The organism is Shewanella sp. SP1S2-4 (assembly GCF_031932075.1).
GTDB classification, from domain to species: Bacteria; Pseudomonadota; Gammaproteobacteria; order Enterobacterales; family Shewanellaceae; genus Shewanella; species Shewanella baltica.
Genome location: NZ_JAUOET010000003.1, coordinates 196,779 through 218,393 on the forward strand (window position 1 = coordinate 196,779; position 21,615 = coordinate 218,393).

Consider the following 21,615-nt stretch of genomic DNA (forward strand, 5'->3'; position numbering starts at 1 on the left):
TTCTCAGCCCATTTTTAGCCAAAAAAGTCTACTCACAAGCTTGTTAATAACCTAAGTGCCGATGAGCGCGTTAATAGTTAGTGTATTGCACGCCTAATTGGAAAGTGCGGCCATAGGCTTCGTACTGGGCGTTATAGGCACTGTTACCGGCGTAGCTGTAATAGGGTTCATCGGTGAGATTCACGCCTTTGAAATACAAGGTCAGGCTGGTGGTAATATGCGCCTTTGCGACAAAATCCCATTGCAAGTGGCTGTCTTCATAGAGATCGAGACGCGAGTCATCGATTTCAGACACTTCTTGCAAGTATTCCGATTTATAGGCTGCCGATAACCACACGCTGGCGTAAGTGTTCTCATAACCTAAGGACAGGTTCGCGGTGATATCCGACTGACTTGGCATCGGAATATCACGGCTGTGCTCTGCGCCGTCATCTAACCAGCTGATGCTGGCGGCGGAATCTGTGTAGGTTAGGTTAGAATTGAGCACGAGCCCGTTAAAGGGCTCAGGCAGAAAGTAGAATTCCTGCACATAACTGAGCTCAATCCCAGAAATGTGGGCACTGTCGCCGTTAATGTAAGTCACTGCGCTATGGGCATCGACATAATCGCCCCGTCCGGCTAAGTCTGCCTTATAGATAAAGTGATCAATGTCCTTGTAGAACAATCCCGCCGACACGAGCCCAATATTGCCAAAGTAGTGTTCGAGGCTTAGATCGAAGTTCATGGATTCCAGCGACTTAAGATGGGGATTACCGAAAGTTAAATCGATATCGCCGTCATCTTCTTCACGCAAATAACCTGGCGCGAGTTGACCAAAGGTCGGGCGCACTAAGGTGTTGGTCCACGCGCCGCGCAGCACAGTATTGTCAGAATAACGGTAGGTGAGATGCAGTGCGGGCAACCAATGATCTTCATCGCTGGTGTTATCAATATCGATAAACTCGCCGCTAACACCATCGAAACCATGGCCCTTAGAATCCCATTGGTTTTGCTCGAACCTTAGCCCTGTGAGTATCCGCAGTTTGCCGATATCTAGGTGACCCATAAGATAGGCGGCGTTAACATCTTCAGTAATATCAAAGTCGTTGATGGTCGATTCGATTTCATCACGGTTACTGTTGGCATCTAAGCTATTCACTAGATCCCACACGGGTGAAGCGTTAATACCCGTGCCAAAGCGGCCGAGACTGTAATCGACTTCATCACCTGAGTATTGGCTCAGTAACAGGGCATCATCGCTAACGCCTTGGTCGGCAAAGTCGCTGTAAATCCACACTTCTTCGCGATTGGTTTTATCGCGGTGGCTGAGTTTTAGCCCCGTTTTCACTTCGGCAGGATAGCCACCTAGGCTCAGTTGGCGGCTGAGGTCGAATTGGGCGCTGTTAATGGTGTCTTTGGCCTTCGACTCGGCTAACTCGATTTCGTCCAGCTCAAAATTATCGGTTTGATAATAGCTTTCGGGCGCGATTATGTGCGGACGTTGGGTATCGTTAAAACCTGTGTCATCGATTTTGGCAACAAAATCCGCGCCGGCAATATCCCGTGGCTTGTCGGCACTTGCCGTACTGTGGCTTGCTTGATAATCGAGGGTCCAGCGCTCAAAACGAGTTTCACCGCCAAGGACATAGGAAGTGATGTTTTGGTTTTCGCTACGGGATTTAAGTGAGCGCGTGGTTTTGCCTTGGCTGAGTTCGCCCGCTTGCCGCGGCGATTTCCACTTCGTCTTGGCGCTGTTGCGGGTTTCGGTGTCGTCAAACTCACTGTAAAGCGTGCGCAGGTATAAATCTGTGTCATCGCTTGGGCGATAATCAAAGTTCACCCCTATGCCTAAACGCTCACGATTGATTTCATAGTCACGATGATCGACTGACTCAAGCGCTGCATTGCCGTAACCTGTGTCATCGGGGAAATCCCAGTTGCCGCCAGTTTCGACGTTATCCGAGCCAAAGTCGCGGTTATACCAACTAGCCCCTATGGCGATACCTAACTTTTCGCCAATGACATCGCTGTAGCTGGCGGCAAGTTTGGGATTAGTATTGTCGGTCAGAGAATCTTGGCTGGCTTCCGCGCTCAGGTTAACGTAAGTATCTTCTCGATCGAACGCTGATAGGCTTTTGACTTCAATCGCGCCGCCCAACGCATCGGCATCCATATCTGGGGTTAGGGTCTTGCTGACTTCAACCGATTGCAATAAATCCGATGGTACAACGTCGAGCGCCACGGCGCGGCGATCACTTTCAGGGGATGGCAGACGGGTGCCGTTCATCGACACAGAGTTATAATCCGGCGCCATTCCGCGCACCCGCACAAAACGGCCTTCGCCTTGGTCGCGTTCAATAGAAAGCCCAGGTACTCGTTGCAGTGATTCGCTGATGTTACTGTCGGGGAAATTACCCAGTACATCCGCGCTCACCACATTGAGCACGTTATCCGCACCGCGTTGACGGTTCATGGATTTGCTCAAGGCGCCTTGCTGGCCGACCACCATAATGTGTTCAACATCTTTGCTGCTGAGGCTAACATCCTGCTGGGTCGTTTGCTTATCGGCAATCTGAACCTTGTGCTCCATCGGCATAGCGCCGAGGTAATTGACGACCAGAGTGTAATCGCCGTCATTAATGCCGACAAAGAAGTAGCGACCATCACGGCCAGCCTGTTGGCTCAGATTAAGCTCTTTGATAGTGACACTCGCGCCAGCTAAGGGTTGCTGGCTAGTTTTGTCACGAACCTGACCTTCGAGTTTGCCCACGGCGAGGACATTAGCGCTGAATCCGGCGGCCACAATGGCAAGGGTGATAGCCGATAACGGCGTGCTAAATTGCATATTAAGTTCCTATTAGTTTGTTGGTACTCGAGTGTTATCTGTGATGCCCATTCGTGACGCCCAGTTACAGATGGCAGTTACCGACGCTCGTTACATGGTGATTGCTTCGCGGCCGTTGCAACATGAGTTGCGATATGGCACCACGGATTTAAAGCTTTCGGTTTAACTCGTTTGGATCATTCAATAGCGGCAACGTTAGGGGAGGTTAATGTCAGATTTGTGACGGGATTTTTTTAACGGGGCAAACTTGCCCTTAAACGCCGATTAACGGCCACTTTTTGCGAGGGCGTGAGCTAAAAAGACGCTTATCACAGTGGGCTTAGCAGCAAAAACACTAGGGAAGGGCTTGTGTATTTAAATGTTCTATTACTGATTTAAATGTTTTAAACCAATTACTTGCATGAGTATTTAGTGTGAGAGTCCGTAAAGGTGAGCAAGCGTTGCCAGTATAATAGCTGACAAATAGCCGTAAAATCCCAAAGTGGCTGAGCTAATTTGCCGCAATCACGCTAAACCGTACGTCACCTTTCTGTCATAAAACTGGGTTAGCTTGCGATGCCAATAGGGTGAATTCCCACTCCGTTCTGCACAACAAAATTAAAAGGTGAAACCTTGCATTATCCCGTGAAATCGCTGCGACTGGCCAGTGTGTATGGCTTAAGTCTGTTGATCATCTTTATCGTGCCGCTACTGCTGTGGCAGAACACGCCTGCGAAAGCCATTCCTCAAGTTGATTGGCTCGATATCGCCACCGAAGGAGCCTTGTTTGTACTGGGCATGTGTTGGTTGATGGTGATTGTCTCGGCTCGTCCATCGGGGCGCGTAACCAACTTACTAGTGGTAGGTCTGGCAAGTTATTGTTTAGGTTGTTATTTAGATTTACTCGATGAAATTTTTATCGTTAAAACGCTGCCCGTGTATAACTGGTTTGAAAAGATGCCAACGCCGATTGGTCTACTCATTCTAACCTGCGGGCTTTGGCTGTGGCGCGACGAGCAAGCCGTCGTCAACCGTCAATTACAAACCCGCGAGCAATTTTATCGCCAACACCATCTGACCGATGGCCTAACCTTATTGAACGATGCGAAAGCCTTCGAGCACCACTTGCTAAAGCAACTGGCGCAGCAGCAACCCTTTGGGCTGATCATGCTTGATATCGATTATTTTCATCAATATAACCAACTTCAAGGTGCAGAAGAGGGCGATAAACTGTTATCCGATGTCGCCCAGTGGTTAAGTTCCCAGCTAAGAAGTCAAGATTTGGTCTGCCGTTATGCTGGCGATCGTTTTATCATTTTGCTCAATGGTGCAATCGCACCTTGGGTCAGTACCATGGCGGAGCAGCTACAGTACGGCATTACAGCACTGGGCTGCGAGGTTTCAGTGGTGTGGGCTTTGCCATCTCCCAAGATGGTTGTGGATAAACTGAGCAGTGAACCAACAAAACGACCGCTTAAGGATGAAGCGCAGGCATTACTCAAATTACTCAATGAAAAAATGTCACAGCAAAAGTTAAACCGTCAGCCATTAAACCCACAGACCACGACAGTCAGCGCGTTTCATGAGCCGCGATAAATGAGAGCCCTAGCCACTTGGCAAGATAAGTGTATCGACAGCCAACTGCTGGTGGCGAGCCTTGTCGGCTTATTTAAGCAAAGGGGACTGGATTGCGACAAATTACTGCGTGGTACGGGGATTTTCAGTGCAGATATCCGCAAACCTGGCCATAGCATTAGCCCGAAACAATTACTCAGACTGGTGGATAATGGTTTATCACTGTGGCCAAGTGGCGACTTAAGCTTTTTACTTGGGCAATTATGGCTACCATCCCAAAGTGGCGCGCTAACTGCGGGGATGTTATGCGTGCGGGATCTCAATGAACTTGGGTTATTTTGGTATCAATTTCATTGGCTCACTCAGCCTTGGTTACAGTGCTGGCGTTGGCAGGGTGACAAAGAATGGCATTTTTTACTGAGTCTCGATTTAGGCACTCAGCGGCATACACAGTTCTTTATTGAGTTAAGCCTGTCGTCATTGGTCGCCAGTTGTAAACAATTGATGGGGCAGGGTTGGCATGGCAGCATGAGCTTTCCCTACGAGACGCCACAGAATATCGCCCAATATTATAAGTACTTCGGCACAGACATTAGTTTCGATGCGCCGCTGTGTCGAGTCTCGATGGCAAAAGCCTTTATGCAGCAACCGCTGTTATATGCGCAGCAGATCGCCAGCGTTGAATCACAAGCCACACGCCATGCTGTGACTCATGCTGTCATTTCGCGCCAAAGTCACTTTCAATCGCCGCGCTACACACTGTTTGCCAGTGAATATAGACTCGGACTGGCGGCGGGCATTCGTTTGTCGCTGATGCGGGATAACTTAAGTTTGCCAGAAATGGCAGAAAAACTAATGATGAGCCCAGCGACCTTAAAGCGTCGCTTGGCCGAGATGGATTTAAGCTTTGGCCAACTCGCCGATGAAACCCGTTTAATCAAAGCGCTTTATTATTTAGCCACACCTTCGCAAGACGCCCACACGATTGCAAACTCACTGTCATTCAGTGACGCCAGTAATTTCAGGCGTTCTTTTAAACGCTGGACAGGCCAATTGCCCACCTATTTTCGCAGCTGGCTGGCTTAAACAAAACGCTATCCTGCTTGTATTCCCAAACGTAATTTTGATCTTTACTTATTCAAAGCATGAATAACTATGCCTAAAAAACGATGTTGGGTGAGAAAATTATCGGCGTTATAGTGTTAGGTTTGAATGTTTAGCGCATAACTAATCAATTTCACCCTTAATGATTATTGCATAAGGCTTATAAGGGGTAAGCTTGCTGAACTGTTATTTCATTGAGTGAGTGATGAGTGATTATGGCAATGATTTTACCGAATGAATGACTAGACACTTTTTTATTGTTGCTATTTTGACTGTGCCATGGTCTCAGATAAACAATGCCATTTATACTCACTTTCCTATTGCAAAATCGTGGTGAACATTAAGCTGAAATGGAGCAACTGAGTGGTGAGTGACGAAAAAATCACTGGACTTTATTTCATCGAAGGACTTAAGCGCATTTGGATTACTTATACATATAGGCATCCAGAGCCAATAGATGACATCGACCATACGACATATATGGAGCTGCTAGATAAAGTAAAAAAAACAGATGGAACGCGATATGATTTGTACACCTATCTCCTATCAAAACAAAACCAGTGCACAGACATTCTCCAATTTCTTAAAACACACCCGCACTGAAAATAGCCTTTCCCAAGAAGATTTATGTGGTTTGCTTAGGCAGAAAAGCTGTCTGTTCGATACCTTAGACTCCATCACGATTAGCCGTTGGGAGCGAGGGGTTAACATCCCATCCCTTGCAAAACAGTCTGAAATTGTTGAAATATTTGGTTCTGAACTCTTTGATATTTATCGGGAGGATAAAAAGTTTATCAACGAAGGCTTAGCCTTGATTAACCTTTTTGAGTCCAACATAGAACGCAGTGATCATCCGTACTACCGCAACACGCCTTATCGAGTCGAATTTATCGAGAGCCACCATCATAACTTCATGGCTTTGCTGCAACTCAGTTTGGTTTATGAAAGTAATCCGCGTTTATCCTTTGTGAGCCGTAAGTTATCTCAACCTTTTTTCCACGGTCTTTCTCTAGTCGTTGCGTTTAGCTTGGGTGAGCAGATTGTCGGACATAGTCTTTTTTGTCGCACTCAGGGCAAAATTGCTCTCGAATTTATGAATGATGAGGTGGACTTATTCGAAGTGATTAATCATAACAGCCAAGCCTTACCAGACACCTTGATGGTGTTCTCCTCCTTTGGTGTGACTCCCTATATTGAAAACTACATGATGTCTGTTTATCTCAATGAATTGGCGACGAGTCGCTCACTCAAGTTTTTAAGTTTTAATATCTGTGATGAGTCATTAAAACGAAAGCTAACGCAATTTAAGTTACCCATTTTCAAAGTGAGAACGATAGAAGGTCGCTCGAAACCGATAAAAAACTATTCGTTTTTCTGCAGTCGCACAGAGGTGATGGCGAATCGCAATCTGCTCAAGCTTTCCGTCATACCTTCATCAAAATCCCAAACGATCGATCCCATTTTTTTCATGCAGTTAGAGACTACGATATGAATATTCTCATCATAGATGATCAGCGCTTTATTCGAGAAACCATGAAAGCCGATATCCATAAGTATTTAGCTGAGGATAATGTGCAGATTTTTGAAGCCTGTAACGGTAATCAAGGTATTGAACTGCTCATCGGCATCGAAGTGGTGCTTGATTTAATCATCATAGATCTCAAGATGGACCAAGGAGATGGGATCGCAGTGATCAATATGTTGGCCTCTGAGCCCCGTTTTGCCGCTATACCGATCGCGGTTATCAGCTCCTCGGATAAGCGGACTCTAGAGCTGGTGGACAATATCATCACAGGCCTCAGACTCAACTTACTGGGGGTATTTGCTAAGCCTATCAATGTGAATGATATTTTAACGCCTTTGTTAGACGTTTCTTCGGATAGACATCATTCACATCAACATCAGTTGGTCGTGCAAAACAGGGCGGCCAATATCAATGTGCGGCAATTGCTTAAAGATGAACAATTAATTCTGTGCTATCAACCTAAGATTAACCTCAGGACCAAGGAAATCATGGGTTTTGAAGTGCTATCGCGGCTTTGCGATCAATCCAATGGCTATATTTATCCCGACGTTTTTTTGCCACTGGTTAATCAACAGGGACTGAATAGCCTGTTCTCGCGGATGGTCATTTCCCAGGCATTACAATGTTGGTCGCGCCAACCTTTACTGACGGCGTTTGCGCTGTCCATTAACATTACCGCGGATGATTTGACTTGCGATGAACTGATTGAATACATCATCGAATGTGGCCATGAGCATAAACATATCCATTTGATTTTGGAGCTCACTGAATCGCAGGAGATCATCAATCAAGATAGAGTGCTTAACTCAATTGCACGGCTGATCATCAACAATATAGATATTTCCCTCGATGATTTCGGAAAAAGTTATTCCACTTATGATCGCCTCGATGCCATTCCCTTTAAAGAAATCAAAATTGATAAAAGTTTTGTCTCCGATATGGATATTAATCATCAACATTATCTCATTGTGGAGTCCACCATTGCACTTGCGCAGAAGATGCACGTAAAGGTGGTTGCCGAAGGCGTTGAGACAAGCGCAATAGAAGCGATTCTTTCTGAACTAGGTTGTGATGTTGCTCAAGGTTATTTATATAGCCCGCCAGTTGAAGGTCGTTATCTTATTGATTGGATTGCGCAATACAATAGGGAATGCCTAACCCATGGATACTAAGTCAATAATCAATAATGAGTTAACACTGGCCTTGTCGGTATTCTTTGAGCAATACAGCCAAGAACAGCAATTGCGGCTGCGCGTAACACTTATCGCAGAATTGCAGCGTATGCGACTTGAGCTAGAACAATGTGAGTCAAATAGCAGTATCGAGGGCTTAACACATCAATTCGTGGGGATTGTTCGCTACCTACAGCTTAGTCACACCTTGTCTAAGACTTATTCTTGTGAGCGAGAACAGCTTAAGCATCAGCTAAATGATTTACTCAATGCCGTAATGGATGACGATAATGAGCGTTAAATACAGTGCTTGCGTCCATATGTTCAGTGGCTTATGGGTCACAATATTAGTGCTGTGGCTTACAGTGTCTCACTCACTTTATGAGTTTGACACTATTTACGATAAAAAAGCGCAGGCGGTTTTTACTTCCTCTCGGGATATGTTTTTACAACATAAGATCATGTTGGATTCGCTTAAATCATTTTTCCACGCATCGAGCGAGGTGACGTCACAGGAGTTTGAGATTTTTGCCAAGGATTTACTTAAAATCAAATCTGCCGTCGCTTTTACGCTGACCCCCAGTCTTGAACTGGCCTATATCTCAGATAAAACGATGGCAACTGAGCTTCAACAGCTTGAGTTAGTCAAGGATCCTAAAGGGGAGCTTAAGGCGAGCCTTGCCAATTACACTTTGGCTGTGGTGGCCATTGATGAGCCAAATATGCCTTATCTCGTTTATGCCGTTTCTCATCAGCGGATACACGCGCGAATCGAACAAGAGCAGGGCGTTTGCATTACCTATCAATTTGAACAGTCATTTGAGCAGTCGTTACTGCAAAACTCATCCTGTAATCTTAAGTTAGCCAGCGGCCTATTTTCATTATTTAATTACTCTGATAGCCAAACCTTAGCGATCCCTGAATATCAAACCCGAGTGAGTTTACAGGTACAATATCAAGTGCCGCAAAAAGAAATTATCGAGCTTATCGTGATCATCCTACTGATTGCAGCCCTTGGCATAGTGTTGTCCTTCCTTTTGTACTTTAAGTCTAAAAATCAGCAGATTGTGGAGCAAATTAAGCTCGATAATCGCGCTAAATTAGCCGTGATTTCGAGTATTAATCATGAGATCCGCACCCCAATCAATGCCATTCTTGGCTATAGTCGCATGCTAAAAAAAAACCTCTCACAACCACAGGAACTGGATAAAATCGTCGATAAAATGGCTTGGTCTGCCAACTTACTCTATTCGGTTGCCGAAAATACCTTAAATTACAGTAAGGCAGAAGCTGGGCAGTTAAAACTGAATTTACATTCGGTGAACTTACACGAGTATGTGGGCAATATTCAGGACTATTATCGTGCATTTAGTGCAACCTCCGGCAAACGTTTACACATTGTAGTAAGTGAGTCTTTGCCGCAGTTTATTGAACTCGATGGGACTAAGTTATTCCAACTCATGACCAACATTATCAATAATGCGTTCAAATACAGTACGGGTAGCGAAGTGCATTGCTATATGGATTTACACCTTAAAGCGAATGCTAAAAATCAGCGCCCTGTGCTTAGGGTGCTGATCCGCGATTTTGGTGATGGTATGTCAAAGGAGGCGCAGCGCGCTTTAGTCGATCCTTTTATGCACGCCGCTAACTCACACATTGCTGCGACATCGGGTATGGGACTCGGCCTCTATACGTGCAATCGATTGCTTGAGCAAATTGGCGGTCGCTTTAGGCTACGCAGTCAAAAGGGCAAAGGCACCACAGTGTTACTGCATTTCCCCTGTCAGCTCAGCGCTGTGAAAGAACGATTAACACTTCAATATGATCAACAAAAGGTGCTGATCATAGATGACAATCTGTTTAATCTTGAAATTTGTCGCGCCATGCTGGAGCACTATCATTTTCAAACCTTCAGTACTGATAATACAGAGCAAGCACTGAAGATGTTGGTTAACCATTTGCCACACATTGTCATTGTGGATTACCGTTTACAAGGAATGAACGGTTTACAATTGGTCAGGCTGATGCAGCAAGTATTACAAAGCCTGGAGAGTAATAGCCCTATTGAACATCAGTGTCGTTTCTTTTTGCTCTCCGCGAATGACTGCGATGATATTCCCGAGTTAGCGTCATTTCCTGAGGTGCATTTCATGCAGAAACCTTTTAGTGCCGAAGTCTTTCTCAGCAAATTAGCGATAAAAGACTAAATCATCAACATATTGAATGTTATATTTAAATACGATTTACTGGCTTCATCTAATTGGTACTGAAATACTGCAAATATCTTTGCAGTTAATGTGTTATCCAAGGTATAAGCGCGGTGAACTGCTTAGAACACTGCTACGCTAAACATATCTAAGTTATTTTTTAAATGTGTCACTGCTAGGAAGGCCGATGGATAAGAAACCCCTTGAATTGGTTTACCCATTTTTAACGGAAGCTTTGCGGCTGAGCGAGAATGGTCTAGCAGTGTTAGACAAACATAATCATTTTATCTTTTATAATAATACCTTTGCGAAAATGTTTGGTTTTGTTGATCAAGACATGGTCGGCAAGCATTTTGACGACATGATGCGCTTTGCCTTTACCCATAAACAGGGACCGAAAATTGAGCATGAAACCATAGAGGAATGGCTCGAGCTTATTCATGCGCATCAACGTAAATCGGCTTTTAGACGTTTTGAAGTGGATCTGGTGGATGGCTGCTGGTTACAACTCTCTGAACAGGTTTATCACAATGGCGATATGGTGATTGTTTGCACGGATATCACCCAGTTAAAACAGGTCGAATTTGCCCTTAGGAATGCGCAGACTGAATTAAATCGCCTCGCGCTCACCGATGAGTTAACGGGGATTGCCAATCGGCGTCACTTTTTTCAGCAGTTAGAACATGAAATCAAACGCTTGAGTCGCTTACAGTTGCCATTATGCCTAGTGATGATGGACATCGATAATTTTAAACTGGTTAATGATCGCTACGGCCATCAAGTCGGTGACAAGATATTGCAACATTTTACCCAATTCATCAGCACTCGAACGCGTCCCTACGATATTTTTGGCCGCCTCGGCGGTGAAGAGTTTGCACTACTACTGCCAGAAACCACGGTTGATACAGCTCAAAAAATCGTAATGCGTATGATGTCATCCCTTGCCAATGAGGACATTTCTGCAATCGTGGCTGATTTTCAATATCAATTTTCAGCAGGGGTCAGCGCCTTAACCCCTGTGATTATTCGCCATAGAATTGATAACAGTACTGATATTGCAGATGTGGAGCAGGTTGCATTGCCCGTGGGAACCGGAAGTCAGTGTCGCTCTGATGCTGAAAAGCTGGTGGCCGAGGCGGATAAAGCGCTCTATCAAGCTAAAACCCTCGGGCGAAATCGCGTGGTGATATGGGATGAGGTGATGTTACCTCGCCACAAGCCCAGCTAAACAAAGCATTCGACATTCAGTGCATTAGTACTCAAGGGAAACTGTGTTAATCAATCAGCAATATACCCGCCATGGACCCGATTATCGATTTGGTGAGCAGGTGACATTTCTTGATGTTAAACAAACCTTTGGTTTTAGTCATGTGCGCGTTGGCCGCTGGGTTACGCGGGATGAATCGCGCCTTGCTGCGGATCTGGTGTTTGATTCGCTCGCCGATCTGGCCTTTATCTTAAAGTTGCCACCTTTGACGTTAGGGCTGCGCGAAACCGTGAGTCTGGCTTTTGGTCATGGCGGTCAAAAAGGCGTTCAGGCCCATTATGCGCCCGCGACTCGGGAATTGGCCTTGGCAAAAAATGCCGGTGCTGGCGCTTTAGCCCATGAGTTTTGGCATGCGTTTGACCACTATATTGCCGCCAAGTCCTTCAAATCTTTGTCTAAGCGGTTTCAATGCGCGAGCGATCTTTGGTTATCGGATCTGCACATCATAGAACATCCACTGAATGCACGATTATCGGAGATCTTCAAGGTGACGTTTTTGAGTGATAATGGCGATGAGCCCCATGATTATGTGCGCCGAGCGATTGCCTTAGACAAAAAACATGGCATGCAGTACTTCGCACGGCCAACTGAAATGATGGCGCGGGCATTTGAAGCCTGTATTGAATCCTATGATGCGATTTCGAATCCGTATTTAGTCTCTGGGACACGCTTTTCAGCAATGGCAAAGGAGGGCGCTTATCCCGATGAAGCCCACAGAAAAGTGATTTTTAACGCTTTGATCAATTACTTCGAGCCACTAGGAATGGCATTGAGTAAACGTCCGTTTGGCTGATTATAATCTTTAGAAAGTACGTCAAAATACGGTAAATGGCAGTGTGATGCGAGTACAAGCTTAGTTGGCAAGTCTAACTGTTAATGATTAGTGGAGGTGTGAGTCAGTCCTTGTCTAAGCCGAATGTGTTTGCCAGCAATAGGCCAAACTGTGGCGGATAGCATCGAGATATTGGGACGCTTGAGTATCCATTAAATACCAGTAGCTGGGTTTTGATTCTGGCATGTGATTAAAAAATAATGCTTCGGCATTGATGACTTGTTTTAAATCCGCATATTTCAGCCAAACGTCGATAGGCGTATGAGCCAGCGTAATCAACCAATCGAGTTGTATGTGTTTTGCGGAATGTGGCATATCTGCTGATGGGGTTGATTCTTGTAAACGCGCAAGTAAATCAAAAGGATTGCCCGTTTTCATCATCATTGAAGTTTGGGAACCACGCGCTTTATTGACTGCCGCTAAGTTTGCTAAACAAACTGCTGGCAAGGTGAACTCCGGCCAGTCAAGTGTGGGCGCGAGCGTCTGCGCAATCCGCCGTTCGCCTAACCAGTTATGCACCATACAAGGTAAGTGGTCTTCAGGCGGTAAATCATTGGGCCTTGCTAAACTCGGAAACAGCGACATCCGCTGCACTTGCACATGCTGAGATAACTGCTGCATCAACACAATTGTGGTTAGGCCAGATGAAGGCCAACAGCCAAGCTGAGGCGTTAATTCAATCGCAACTTGTGTCAAAGCTTGGGTAAGCAAATCACTTTGCGGGTGACCTTGTACCACAAAAGCATATTTTGATTCTGCAAAACCGCCATTAGCGATATTCACTATCTGATTATTTTGGTTACTTTTCTCATGCCATTGAGTGCCGTTAAAGATAAATGTCGTGCCCGTAGTCGCAGGCTGCCAATTGCCAGAAGCATTCCCAATAATGGTCACTTGCTTGAAGGCAAGTTGATGCGCCAACGTGTGAAGATCTACCCGCGAATGTGGCATCTGTAAATGCTGGTGCATATGGGTATGAGACTTAGGCATAGGCTGAACATCTGTTTCACGGGTTTTAAATGGACTTCATTGTAATAGATATCTCCCTGAGCCCAAAGGCTTAATCCGCCAACACAAATCGGCATTAACAACATTTTTAAATTTAAAAAGAAATTTTAAAGATGAAGAGAGACAACTTGCTCAAGAACGGAGAATCATTAGTTTTTAGTAATTATATAGGAATTAGGACAAATGGAGATAAAGCAAGAAATGGTACACCCGAGTGGACTCGAACCACCGACCCCTACCATGTCAAGGTAGTGCTCTAACCAACTGAGCTACGGGTGCACTGTTTGAATTTCACTTTTTAGACTCTGTGAATAGAGTGGTACACCCGAGTGGACTCGAACCACCGACCCCTACCATGTCAAGGTAGTGCTCTAACCAACTGAGCTACGGGTGCATCGTAAATATTAACTTGCTATTCAAAAGCATTGCGCCTTCGAACGAGCGCTATATTAGGGGCATAGTGCAGGGCTGGCAAGCAAAAAAATCAAAATTATCGTCAAATGGTGAATTGCTGTGCAACTTGCCCAGTGTTTCAACAAAGTTGTTGATATAACGGCAAGTTAGACTTACTGAGCACGTCAAACCACTAAGACATAAACAAAACGGCGAGCTTAATGCTCGCCGTTGCTTTAAATCTTGCCTATCCGATTAGTGATGCACACTGTCGCCTTCAATCAGGCTTAAATGCACACCATGTTTTTGGATGTAACGCAGTCGAATGAAAAATAGCAGCGCCGCCGAGGTGAGACCTGCAATCAATCCGGTCCAAAAACCGTGTGCGCCCATGGCAGGAACGATATGATCCGTATAAGCCAAGGTATAGCCGAGTGACATACCTATGCCCCAATAGGAAAACAGCGTGATATAAAAGGCACTGCGGGTATCTTTATAACCACGTAGGGCTCCGGCGGCTACCACTTGGACTGAATCCGATAATTGATACAGTGCCGCCATTAACATCAAGCTGCCGGCTAAAGCGACCACTTCAGGATCACCATTATAAAGCTCTGCAATTTGGAATCTAAATATGACGGTCAAGACTGCAGTTGATAATGCAAGGGATAGCGCTAACCATAAACCCACTTTGGCGACCACTGCAGAAATATCAGCACGATCGCGACCCAAGTAATAGCCAATTCGAATCGATACTGCGATACCAATAGACAACGGCAGCATAAATACAATCGCAGAAAAGTTCAGTGCTATCTGGTGACTTGCCACCACAGTTGCACCTAATGGGGCGAGTAACAACGCAATAATGGCAAATAAACTCACTTCAAAAAACAGCGCCATTGCTATCGGCATACCGAGTTTGGTCATTTTTTTCATCGTTTCAAAGTCAGGACGATGAAATTTACTGAAAGGAGCTAAGGCTGCAAATTTCTTATGTACTTGCATATAAATAGTCATGGCAATCAGCATGGCCCAAAAAACCAAGGCAGTAGCAATACCGCAGCCTGCACCACCCATCGGAGGTACGCCAAAGTGTCCGTAAATAAAGATGTAGTTGGCGGGTATGTTCACCGCTAAGCCGACAAAGCCAATGACCATTGTAGGTAACGTATAAGAAATCCCTTCACTGCAGCCTCGTAGTACTTGGTAAAGCACAAATGCGGGCGCGCCCCATAAAATACCGTCGAGATATCCAATGGTTAAGCGGTATAATTCGGGTTCTAAATCCATATGGCCAAGTACAAAGGGCGCTGATGCGAGGAAAATCATCACGCCAATCCCGCCAATGATGGCAAGATAGGCCCCTTGAAAGGCCAAAGGTTGGATGGCTTTTTGATTATTCGCTCCATTGTAGTGGGCAAATAAAGGTGTAAAAGCCATCAGCAAACCTTGGACGAACAGAATAGCGGGTAACCAAAGACTAGTGCCGACCGCAACAGCGGCCATATCGACCGCACTAACACGACCCGCCATAACGGTATCAATAAAGCCCATCATGGTCTGAGTGACCTGAGCTATTAGCACCGGCAGCGCCAATTGGATTAAACGTTTGGCTTGATAGCCTGAATGATTCATAAATACAGCCTTTAACGATTAAGCGAGCAAAAAATGTTTACAGGTATAGTACAAGCCACCTGCGAGGTGGTCGCAATACATAAGAAAGATGGCCTAAATACCCTTGAGGTAGCATTTGAACCTGATTTGCATGAGGGACTTGCGATTGGTGCAAGTGTGGCAAATAACGGGGTATGTCTTACTGTGACTCAGGTGGTTGATGATAGGGTATTTTTCGACGTAGTGGAAGAGACCTTGCGACTGACGAATCTGGCTAATTTGTCGATAGGTCAAAGCGTTAATGTTGAGCGTTCGTTAACTTTCGGTAGTGAAATTGGTGGGCACATTCTCTCTGGCCATATTCATACCAAGGCCAAAGTCATCAATATTAGCCACACAGAACAGCATTATAATCTGACACTGGGCATTGAGCCTAAATGGATGGATTACATTTTTTATAAAGGTTTTGTTGGCGTTAACGGTTGCAGTTTAACGGTAGGCGAGGTGAGTGACTCCGGCTTTAAGTTACACTTAATTCCCGAAACCCTAAAGCTGACCAATTTAAGTCAGTGTAAAGTGGGTGATGAACTCAACATTGAGATCGATAGCCAAACACAAGTTATCGTCGACACAGTCGAGCGCGTGCTGGCTAGACGTTTTAACGAGCAAGCCTGTTAGGCTCGTTTCATCATCGCCTTTAATACAATCTCATTTAATATATTTGCTCATCGTCTGAATCGATATACAGCTCCACGGTACGTCTCGACTCATCGATATGTAAGCGTAAATGAATGGGATTACAACAAATTCGACAATCATCGTAATAATCTTGATCTCCGCAGCTGGCATCAATACTGATATGTTGGTGGTGCCCGCAGTGGGGACAAGCAATCACTTTGTTCATGACTCTCATAATGCAACTCCTTATACCTAATAGAAGAAAGCCACAATAGAATAGAGCGAATCATTCAGTTCAATCAGCACAGCTAACACTTAGTCGCGTATCGCGCCTATTGTTTAGCGCCTTGATTTTGTTCAATCTTAAGAATTCATTATGTGCATCATCATTCGAGTGGTGTCTATTCGAGCGCCATCTATTTAAGGGCTTCCTATTTGAGTATACAACAGAGTGCTGTGCGCATACTTAGATGAAGTAGGCCTCAAAACGCAGCATGATAGACCTTATGGTTAAATGCTTTGCTTAGTGGATAAATAACCCTTTTAGATTTAGTCCTTAACCGTGACTAACCCTTCCATTTCGCTGCTGTGTAACACGCCATCGCGGGCATTTTGGGTAATATCCAGCGTTAAACGCTGCATCTGTAGCTCAAGCTCATTTTTAATATCAACGAGTAATACTTGAGTATCAATCTGAGGTTCGTTTGTACTTATGTGCTGCGGTTCAGGTAAAGCGGCGACTGTGTTCGTGAGTGCCACAGCCAGTAGAATGCAGTTCAACATATCAACTCCCTTGTCATGTTTTCAGTGATGGCTAATAAACTGGCGCCAGAATAGGGGAGTTAGATGACCGCTAAGTTACCAAGACACTGCAAAATCATGAATTTGCTTTTTGCTTTCAATCCCAATTCTGGCCAATATGCTTGCGCCTTTTAGCTACAATCCCTTAGAATAAACGCCCTGCTACGCAAGGCGGCTAAGACTCCTGTACTGTCTTAACCTAGCGGGCATTTCTCTTACATTAATTAAACCAAGTGGCCCTACGTGTGGGTCACCACTGGAAAGGACATTTCATGCCTGTAATTACACTTCCCGATGGTAGCAAACGTGAGTTTGCCCATGCTGTATCGACCCTCGATGTTGCCGCCGATATTGGCCCAGGTTTAGCGAAAGCTTGTATCGCTGGCCGTGTTAATGGCGAATTAAAAGATGCTTGCGATCCCATTGAAACCGATGCAGAACTATCAATCATTACCGCCAAAGACGAAGAAGGTGTTGAAATTCTTCGCCATTCTTGCGCGCATTTATTAGGTCACGCGATTAAGCAAATGTGGCCAGAAACCAAGATGGCGATTGGTCCTGTTATTGATAACGGCTTCTACTATGATATCGACCTTGAGCATAAGTTGACTCAAGATGACATCGATGCCTTAGAAAAGCGCATGCTTCAACTGGCCAAAACTAACTATGACGTCGTTAAACGTGTGGTTAGTTGGCAAGAGGCGCGCGATACTTTTGCGGCACGCGGCGAAGAATATAAAATTGCCATTCTAGATGAGAACATCAGCAAAGACTCAACGCCTGCGCTGTATCATCACGAAGAATACACTGATATGTGTCGTGGACCGCACGTACCTAACATGCGTTTCTGCCAACATTTCAAATTAATGAGCATTGCTGGCGCTTATTGGCGTGGCAACTCAGAAAACAAGATGTTGCAACGTATCTATGGTACTGCTTGGGCTGACAAAAAAGCCTTGAGCACACACTTAACCCGTCTTGAAGAAGCGGCTAAGCGTGACCACCGTAAAATCGGTAAGCAGCTCGACTTGTATCACATGCAAGAAGAAGCACCGGGTATGGTGTTCTGGCATAACGACGGTTGGAGCATCTTCCTCGAGTTAGAAAGATTCATTCGCCGTAAGTTAAACCAATACACTTACCAAGAAGTGAAAGGCCCATTAATGATGGACCGTGTGTTGTGGGAACGTTCTGGTCACTGGGATAAATACTCAGAAGCCATGTTCACCACCAGCAGTGAAAACCGCGAATATGCTATCAAGCCAATGAACTGCCCAGGCCACGTGCAGATCTTCAACCAAGGGTTGAAATCTTACCGCGACCTGCCATTACGTATGGCTGAGTTTGGTTGCTGTCACCGTAATGAACCTTCTGGTTCGTTACACGGATTAATGCGCGTACGTGGCTTTACCCAAGACGACGCCCATATTTTCTGTACTGACAGCCAAGTTCAAGAGGAAGTGAGTGCTTGTATCCAGATGGTTTACGATACATACGCCACCTTCGGCTTTGAAAATATCGTGGTGAAACTGTCGACTCGCCCAGAAAAACGTATCGGTGACGATGCGATGTGGGACAGAGCGGAAGAAGCGCTTAAGCAAGCTCTGCGTGACAATAATATTGAATTCACCATTTTGTCGGGTGAAGGCGCGTTCTACGGACCAAAAATCGAATTTACTTTACACGATTGTTTGGACCGTGCGTGGCAATGTGGTACTGTGCAGCTCGATTATGCGTTGCCAAGCCGTCTTGGTGCAACTTACGTTGCCGAAGATAATAGCCGTCAGACCCCAGTGATGATCCATCGTGCCATTTTAGGCTCTTTGGAACGATTCTTGGGTATCTTGATAGAAGAATATGCAGGACGTTTCCCAACTTGGTTAGCCCCAATGCAAGTTGTCGTGATGAATATCACCGATAAACAGGCTGATTATGTTGAAGAAGTCGTAAAATTCTTCAAAGAACAAGGTATTCGAGCGTCTTTTGACTTGAGGAATGAGAAAATAGGCTTTAAAATACGCGAGCACACCTTAAGGCGTGTCCCTTATTTGTTGGTCGTTGGCGATCAAGAAATGGAAAATAAGGAAGTAGCGGTGCGTACCCGTGATGGTATCGATTTAGGTAAGATGCGACTTGAAGATTTCGCCACTAAAATCCATCAACAGATTTCGCTCCGTAGTCTCAAATTGTTGGAGGAATAGGTCATAAAGATCAAAAAAACAGCAGGGCGTCAGCCGGCCCCTAATAGAATCAATGAAGAAATCACAGGCGTACCAGAAGTACGTTTAACAGGCATTGATGGTGAAGCTATTGGTGTGGTAAGCATCAGAGATGCTCAGAATTTGGCAGATGAAGCAGGTGTAGACCTAGTAGAAATCAGCCCAAATGCTGAACCTCCAGTATGTCGCATTATGGACTACGGTAAGTTCCTTTTTGATAAGGCTAAGTCAGCCAAGGAACAAAAGAAGAAGCAAAAGCAGGTTCAGGTTAAGGAAATTAAATTCCGTCCTGGAACTGACGAAAACGACTATCAGGTAAAACTACGCAACCTGATACGTTTTCTGGAAGACGGGGACAAAGCGAAGATTACGCTTCGTTTCCGAGGTCGCGAAATGGCACACCAAAACCTAGGTATGGATCTATTGAACCGTATCAAGGCTGATTTGGACGAGTATGCGGTTGTTGAATCTTTCCCGAAAATGGAAGGTCGACAAGCAATTATGGTGCTAGCGCCTAAAAAGAAATAAGTAGGGCAAAACTTAAAGTAGCGAAGGTCTATGGCCTTTGCTCGCCTTGCTTTTTATTAAACATCCCAATGCGGAGTTTTAGAAATGCCTAAAATGAAAACAGACAAGGGTGTAGCGAAGCGTTTTAAGAAAACCGCTAATGGTTTCAAGCGCAAGCAAGCACACTTACGTCACATTTTGACGAAAAAAAGCACTAAACGTAAACGTCATTTACGTGCTAAATGTTTAGTTGCAAAAGCTGACGTTCCAGCAATCGCGCGTCAATTACCTTACGCTTAATTTAGGAGATTAGAAAATGCCAAGAGTTAAGCGTGGTGTAACCGCTCGTGCTCGTCACAAGAAAGTTTTAAAACTGGCTAAAGGTTATTATGGCGCTCGTAGCCGTACTTACCGTGTTGCTGTTCAAGCAGTAACTAAAGCTGGTCAATATGCTTACCGTGACCGTCGTCAGAAAAAACGTCAATTCCGTCAACTTTGGATTGCACGTATTAATGCTGCTGCTCGTCAAAATGGTCTGTCTTACAGCCGTTTCATCAACGGTCTGAAAAAGGCGTCTATCGAAATCGATCGTAAGATTTTGGCTGACATCGCTGTATTCGATAAAGTTGTATTTGCAACTTTAGTTGAAAAAGCAAAAGAAGCGTTAAACTAAGAAATTAGTTTGTTGCTGTAGAGAAGGGACCATTTGGTCCCTTTTTTTATGTGTCATTTTTAGCTAAAAAAATAGCAGGCCAAGCCTGCTATTCGTTGAAAAAAGTTTAGAGTTTAATTACTTTTTAGCGTCTAAATAACGCTCTGCATCGAGTGCGGCCATACAGCCTGTGCCCGCAGAAGTAATCGCTTGACGATAATGTTGGTCCATCACATCACCACAAGCATAAACACCTTCGATACTGGTTTGCGTGGCGTTACCTTGCAAACCGCTTTGTACTTTTAAATAACCGTGGTTCATTTCCAACTGGCCTTCAAAAATACCGGTATTAGGGCTGTGACCAATCGCGACGAACACTCCAGCAACGGCTAAGTCGGTAATTGAGCCATCTTTAGTGCTCTTCATCTTAAGGCCTGTCACACCCATAGCATCACCAACCACTTCATCCATGGTTTGATCTAAATGAAGGATGATGTTGCCATTGGCGACTTTGTCCATCAGACGGTCGATTAAGATTTTTTCTGAGCGGAAGGTGTCACGACGGTGGATCAAATGCACTTCAGCGGCAATATTGCTTAAGTACAATGCTTCTTCAACGGCAGTGTTACCGCCACCGATCACAGCGACTTTTTGATTGCGATAGAAGAAACCATCACAGGTCGCACAGGCTGATACGCCACGGCCCTTGAATGCTTCTTCTGACTCTAATCCTAAGTAACGGGCAGAAGCGCCAGTTGCTATGATCAACGCATCACAGGTGTACTCGCCGTTATCGCCTTTCAAACGGAAAGGGCGCTCAGTTAGAGTCACTTCGTTGATGTGATCGAACAAGATTTCAGTATCGAACTTTTCTGCATGCTTTTGCATACGTTCCATTAACGCTGGACCCGTTAAGTCATCCGCGTCACCTGGCCAGTTTTCAACTTCAGTCGTAGTGGTCAATTGACCACCTTGCTGCATACCTGTGATCATCACAGGTTTTAAATTCGCACGCGCAGCATAAACAGCTGCGGTATATCCTGCTGGGCCTGAACCCAAAATCAATAAGTTACAATGTCTGATCTGGCTCATGTTTATCTCCGTGCCTTTAGCAAATTGCAAGGATTGTAGGGAATTTACCTGTGGGGGTAAAGTGTTGAAGGGTGATTCTTTTAGATTGCGCTAATCGAGTCAGTGCGCTTTGGTATTCAGAGTGTCAGTTTAACTTTACTACGGTGAATTAAATGGCTTAGGC

Annotated in this window: 18 protein-coding genes, 2 tRNA genes and 1 pseudogene; 13 read left to right on the plus strand and 8 right to left on the minus strand. The window is 45.0% G+C overall.

Translation table 11 applies throughout. The annotated features are described in order from the left end of the window. Window positions 1-70 precede the first annotated feature (70 nt). Window positions 71-2,824, minus strand: a complete 2,754-nt coding sequence (locus Q4Q52_RS04955) for a TonB-dependent receptor (RefSeq protein WP_311989987.1) — start codon at window positions 2,822-2,824, stop codon at window positions 71-73. Between the two features lie 612 nt (window positions 2,825-3,436). On the opposite strand from Q4Q52_RS04955, the gene Q4Q52_RS04960 reads away from it, so the two are divergent. From Q4Q52_RS04960 to Q4Q52_RS04995, 8 genes are all read left to right on the plus strand, one after another. Continuing rightward, a complete protein-coding gene (locus tag Q4Q52_RS04960) occupies window positions 3,437-4,399 on the plus strand; it encodes a GGDEF domain-containing protein (RefSeq protein ID WP_311989988.1) in 963 nt (320 codons plus the stop codon). Next, window positions 4,400-5,464, plus strand: a complete 1,065-nt coding sequence (locus Q4Q52_RS04965) for an AraC family transcriptional regulator ligand-binding domain-containing protein (protein ID WP_311906145.1) — start codon at window positions 4,400-4,402, stop codon at window positions 5,462-5,464. Window positions 5,465-6,005: 541 nt separating this feature from the next. Next, the gene (locus tag Q4Q52_RS04970; RefSeq protein ID WP_311899149.1) at window positions 6,006-6,974 is read left to right on the plus strand and encodes a helix-turn-helix domain-containing protein; all 969 of its coding nucleotides are present in this window, start codon (window positions 6,006-6,008) and stop codon (window positions 6,972-6,974) included. Further along, window positions 6,971-8,179, plus strand: a complete 1,209-nt coding sequence (locus Q4Q52_RS04975; RefSeq protein ID WP_063882944.1) for an EAL domain-containing response regulator — start codon at window positions 6,971-6,973, stop codon at window positions 8,177-8,179. Before Q4Q52_RS04970 ends, Q4Q52_RS04975 begins: the two co-directional genes overlap by 4 nt. After that, complete coding sequence (locus Q4Q52_RS04980) at window positions 8,169-8,480, plus strand: hypothetical protein (protein WP_063882945.1); 312 nt, start codon at window positions 8,169-8,171, stop codon at window positions 8,478-8,480. Before Q4Q52_RS04975 ends, Q4Q52_RS04980 begins: the two co-directional genes overlap by 11 nt. Beyond that, entirely contained in the window at window positions 8,470-10,389 is a 1,920-nt protein-coding gene (locus Q4Q52_RS04985) for an ATP-binding protein (protein WP_311899148.1), read from the plus strand. The genes Q4Q52_RS04980 and Q4Q52_RS04985 overlap by 11 nt, the downstream gene beginning before the upstream one ends. 187 nt (window positions 10,390-10,576) lie before the next feature. After that, window positions 10,577-11,617, plus strand: a complete 1,041-nt coding sequence (locus Q4Q52_RS04990) for a diguanylate cyclase (RefSeq protein ID WP_311899147.1) — start codon at window positions 10,577-10,579, stop codon at window positions 11,615-11,617. Window positions 11,618-11,660: 43 nt separating this feature from the next. After that, window positions 11,661-12,449, plus strand: a complete 789-nt coding sequence (locus Q4Q52_RS04995; RefSeq protein ID WP_311899146.1) for a CLCA_X family protein — start codon at window positions 11,661-11,663, stop codon at window positions 12,447-12,449. 80 nt (window positions 12,450-12,529) lie between these two features. On the opposite strand, the pseudogene Q4Q52_RS05000 reads toward Q4Q52_RS04995, so the two are convergent. The 4 genes and pseudogenes from Q4Q52_RS05000 to Q4Q52_RS05015 all read right to left on the minus strand — a co-directional run bounded on the left by Q4Q52_RS05000 (window position 12,530) and on the right by Q4Q52_RS05015 (window position 15,524). Then, a pseudogene (locus tag Q4Q52_RS05000) lies at window positions 12,530-13,478 on the minus strand (hypothetical protein). Window positions 13,479-13,698: 220 nt separating this feature from the next. Continuing rightward, window positions 13,699-13,775 (minus strand) — tRNA-Val (locus tag Q4Q52_RS05005). A gap of 38 nt (window positions 13,776-13,813) precedes the next feature. Further along, window positions 13,814-13,890: transfer RNA gene (locus Q4Q52_RS05010), tRNA-Val, on the minus strand. Between the two features lie 254 nt (window positions 13,891-14,144). Continuing rightward, window positions 14,145-15,524 (minus strand): MATE family efflux transporter, encoded by a 1,380-nt coding sequence (locus Q4Q52_RS05015; protein ID WP_311891303.1) that lies wholly within the window; start codon window positions 15,522-15,524, stop codon window positions 14,145-14,147. A 33-nt stretch (window positions 15,525-15,557) separates the two neighbouring features. Between Q4Q52_RS05015 and Q4Q52_RS05020 the strand changes: the two genes are divergently transcribed. After that, the gene (locus tag Q4Q52_RS05020; protein WP_311989990.1) at window positions 15,558-16,181 is read left to right on the plus strand and encodes a riboflavin synthase subunit alpha; all 624 of its coding nucleotides are present in this window, start codon (window positions 15,558-15,560) and stop codon (window positions 16,179-16,181) included. Between the two features lie 34 nt (window positions 16,182-16,215). On the opposite strand, the gene Q4Q52_RS05025 is transcribed toward Q4Q52_RS05020, so the two are convergent. Then, window positions 16,216-16,416: a CPXCG motif-containing cysteine-rich protein gene (locus Q4Q52_RS05025; RefSeq protein ID WP_106650519.1), complete on the minus strand. Its 201-nt coding sequence runs from the start codon at window positions 16,414-16,416 to the stop codon at window positions 16,216-16,218. Between the two features lie 314 nt (window positions 16,417-16,730). Further along, window positions 16,731-16,964: a hypothetical protein gene (locus Q4Q52_RS05030; protein WP_311989991.1), complete on the minus strand. Its 234-nt coding sequence runs from the start codon at window positions 16,962-16,964 to the stop codon at window positions 16,731-16,733. Window positions 16,965-17,254: 290 nt separating this feature from the next. Here Q4Q52_RS05030 and thrS point away from each other — a divergent pair, with 290 nt between their 5' ends. The 4 genes from thrS to rplT all read left to right on the plus strand — a co-directional run bounded on the left by thrS (window position 17,255) and on the right by rplT (window position 20,381). Continuing rightward, complete coding sequence (gene thrS / locus Q4Q52_RS05035; RefSeq protein ID WP_311989992.1) at window positions 17,255-19,183, plus strand: threonine--tRNA ligase; 1,929 nt, start codon at window positions 17,255-17,257, stop codon at window positions 19,181-19,183. Window positions 19,184-19,186: 3 nt separating this feature from the next. Beyond that, the gene (gene infC, locus Q4Q52_RS05040; RefSeq protein WP_012089240.1) at window positions 19,187-19,729 is read left to right on the plus strand and encodes a translation initiation factor IF-3; all 543 of its coding nucleotides are present in this window, start codon (window positions 19,187-19,189) and stop codon (window positions 19,727-19,729) included. Between the two features lie 84 nt (window positions 19,730-19,813). Further along, window positions 19,814-20,008 (plus strand): 50S ribosomal protein L35, encoded by a 195-nt coding sequence (gene rpmI, locus Q4Q52_RS05045; RefSeq protein WP_106650517.1) that lies wholly within the window; start codon window positions 19,814-19,816, stop codon window positions 20,006-20,008. A gap of 16 nt (window positions 20,009-20,024) precedes the next feature. Then, window positions 20,025-20,381 carry a 50S ribosomal protein L20 gene (rplT, locus tag Q4Q52_RS05050; RefSeq protein WP_006081652.1) on the plus strand — a complete coding sequence of 119 codons (357 nt, stop codon included), beginning with the start codon at window positions 20,025-20,027 and terminating at the stop codon, window positions 20,379-20,381. 117 nt (window positions 20,382-20,498) lie between these two features. On the opposite strand, the gene trxB is transcribed toward rplT, so the two are convergent. Beyond that, a complete protein-coding gene (gene trxB / locus Q4Q52_RS05055) occupies window positions 20,499-21,452 on the minus strand; it encodes a thioredoxin-disulfide reductase (RefSeq protein WP_106650516.1) in 954 nt (317 codons plus the stop codon). Between the last annotated feature and the right edge of the window lie 163 nt (window positions 21,453-21,615).

Bases quoted from the DNA above. Each gene is read 5' to 3' on its own strand.
- thrS (WP_311989992.1), top strand. From the start codon at position 17,255: ATGCCTGTAATTACACTTCCCGATGGTAGCAAACGTGAGTTTGCCCAT.
- Q4Q52_RS05015 (WP_311891303.1), bottom strand. From the start codon at position 15,524: ATGAATCATTCAGGCTATCAAGCCAAACGTTTAATCCAATTGGCGCTG.
- Q4Q52_RS04985 (WP_311899148.1), top strand. From the start codon at position 8,470: ATGAGCGTTAAATACAGTGCTTGCGTCCATATGTTCAGTGGCTTATGG.
- Q4Q52_RS05020 (WP_311989990.1), top strand. From the start codon at position 15,558: ATGTTTACAGGTATAGTACAAGCCACCTGCGAGGTGGTCGCAATACAT.
- Q4Q52_RS04975 (WP_063882944.1), top strand. From the start codon at position 6,971: ATGAATATTCTCATCATAGATGATCAGCGCTTTATTCGAGAAACCATG.
- Q4Q52_RS04980 (WP_063882945.1), top strand. From the start codon at position 8,169: ATGGATACTAAGTCAATAATCAATAATGAGTTAACACTGGCCTTGTCG.
- Q4Q52_RS05030 (WP_311989991.1), bottom strand. From the start codon at position 16,964: ATGTTGAACTGCATTCTACTGGCTGTGGCACTCACGAACACAGTCGCC.
- rpmI (WP_106650517.1), top strand. From the start codon at position 19,814: ATGCCTAAAATGAAAACAGACAAGGGTGTAGCGAAGCGTTTTAAGAAA.
- trxB (WP_106650516.1), bottom strand. From the start codon at position 21,452: ATGAGCCAGATCAGACATTGTAACTTATTGATTTTGGGTTCAGGCCCA.
- Q4Q52_RS05025 (WP_106650519.1), bottom strand. From the start codon at position 16,416: ATGAGAGTCATGAACAAAGTGATTGCTTGTCCCCACTGCGGGCACCAC.
- Q4Q52_RS04955 (WP_311989987.1), bottom strand. From the start codon at position 2,824: ATGCAATTTAGCACGCCGTTATCGGCTATCACCCTTGCCATTGTGGCC.
- Q4Q52_RS04965 (WP_311906145.1), top strand. From the start codon at position 4,400: ATGAGAGCCCTAGCCACTTGGCAAGATAAGTGTATCGACAGCCAACTG.
- rplT (WP_006081652.1), top strand. From the start codon at position 20,025: ATGCCAAGAGTTAAGCGTGGTGTAACCGCTCGTGCTCGTCACAAGAAA.
- Q4Q52_RS04970 (WP_311899149.1), top strand. From the start codon at position 6,006: ATGATTTGTACACCTATCTCCTATCAAAACAAAACCAGTGCACAGACA.
- Q4Q52_RS04990 (WP_311899147.1), top strand. From the start codon at position 10,577: ATGGATAAGAAACCCCTTGAATTGGTTTACCCATTTTTAACGGAAGCT.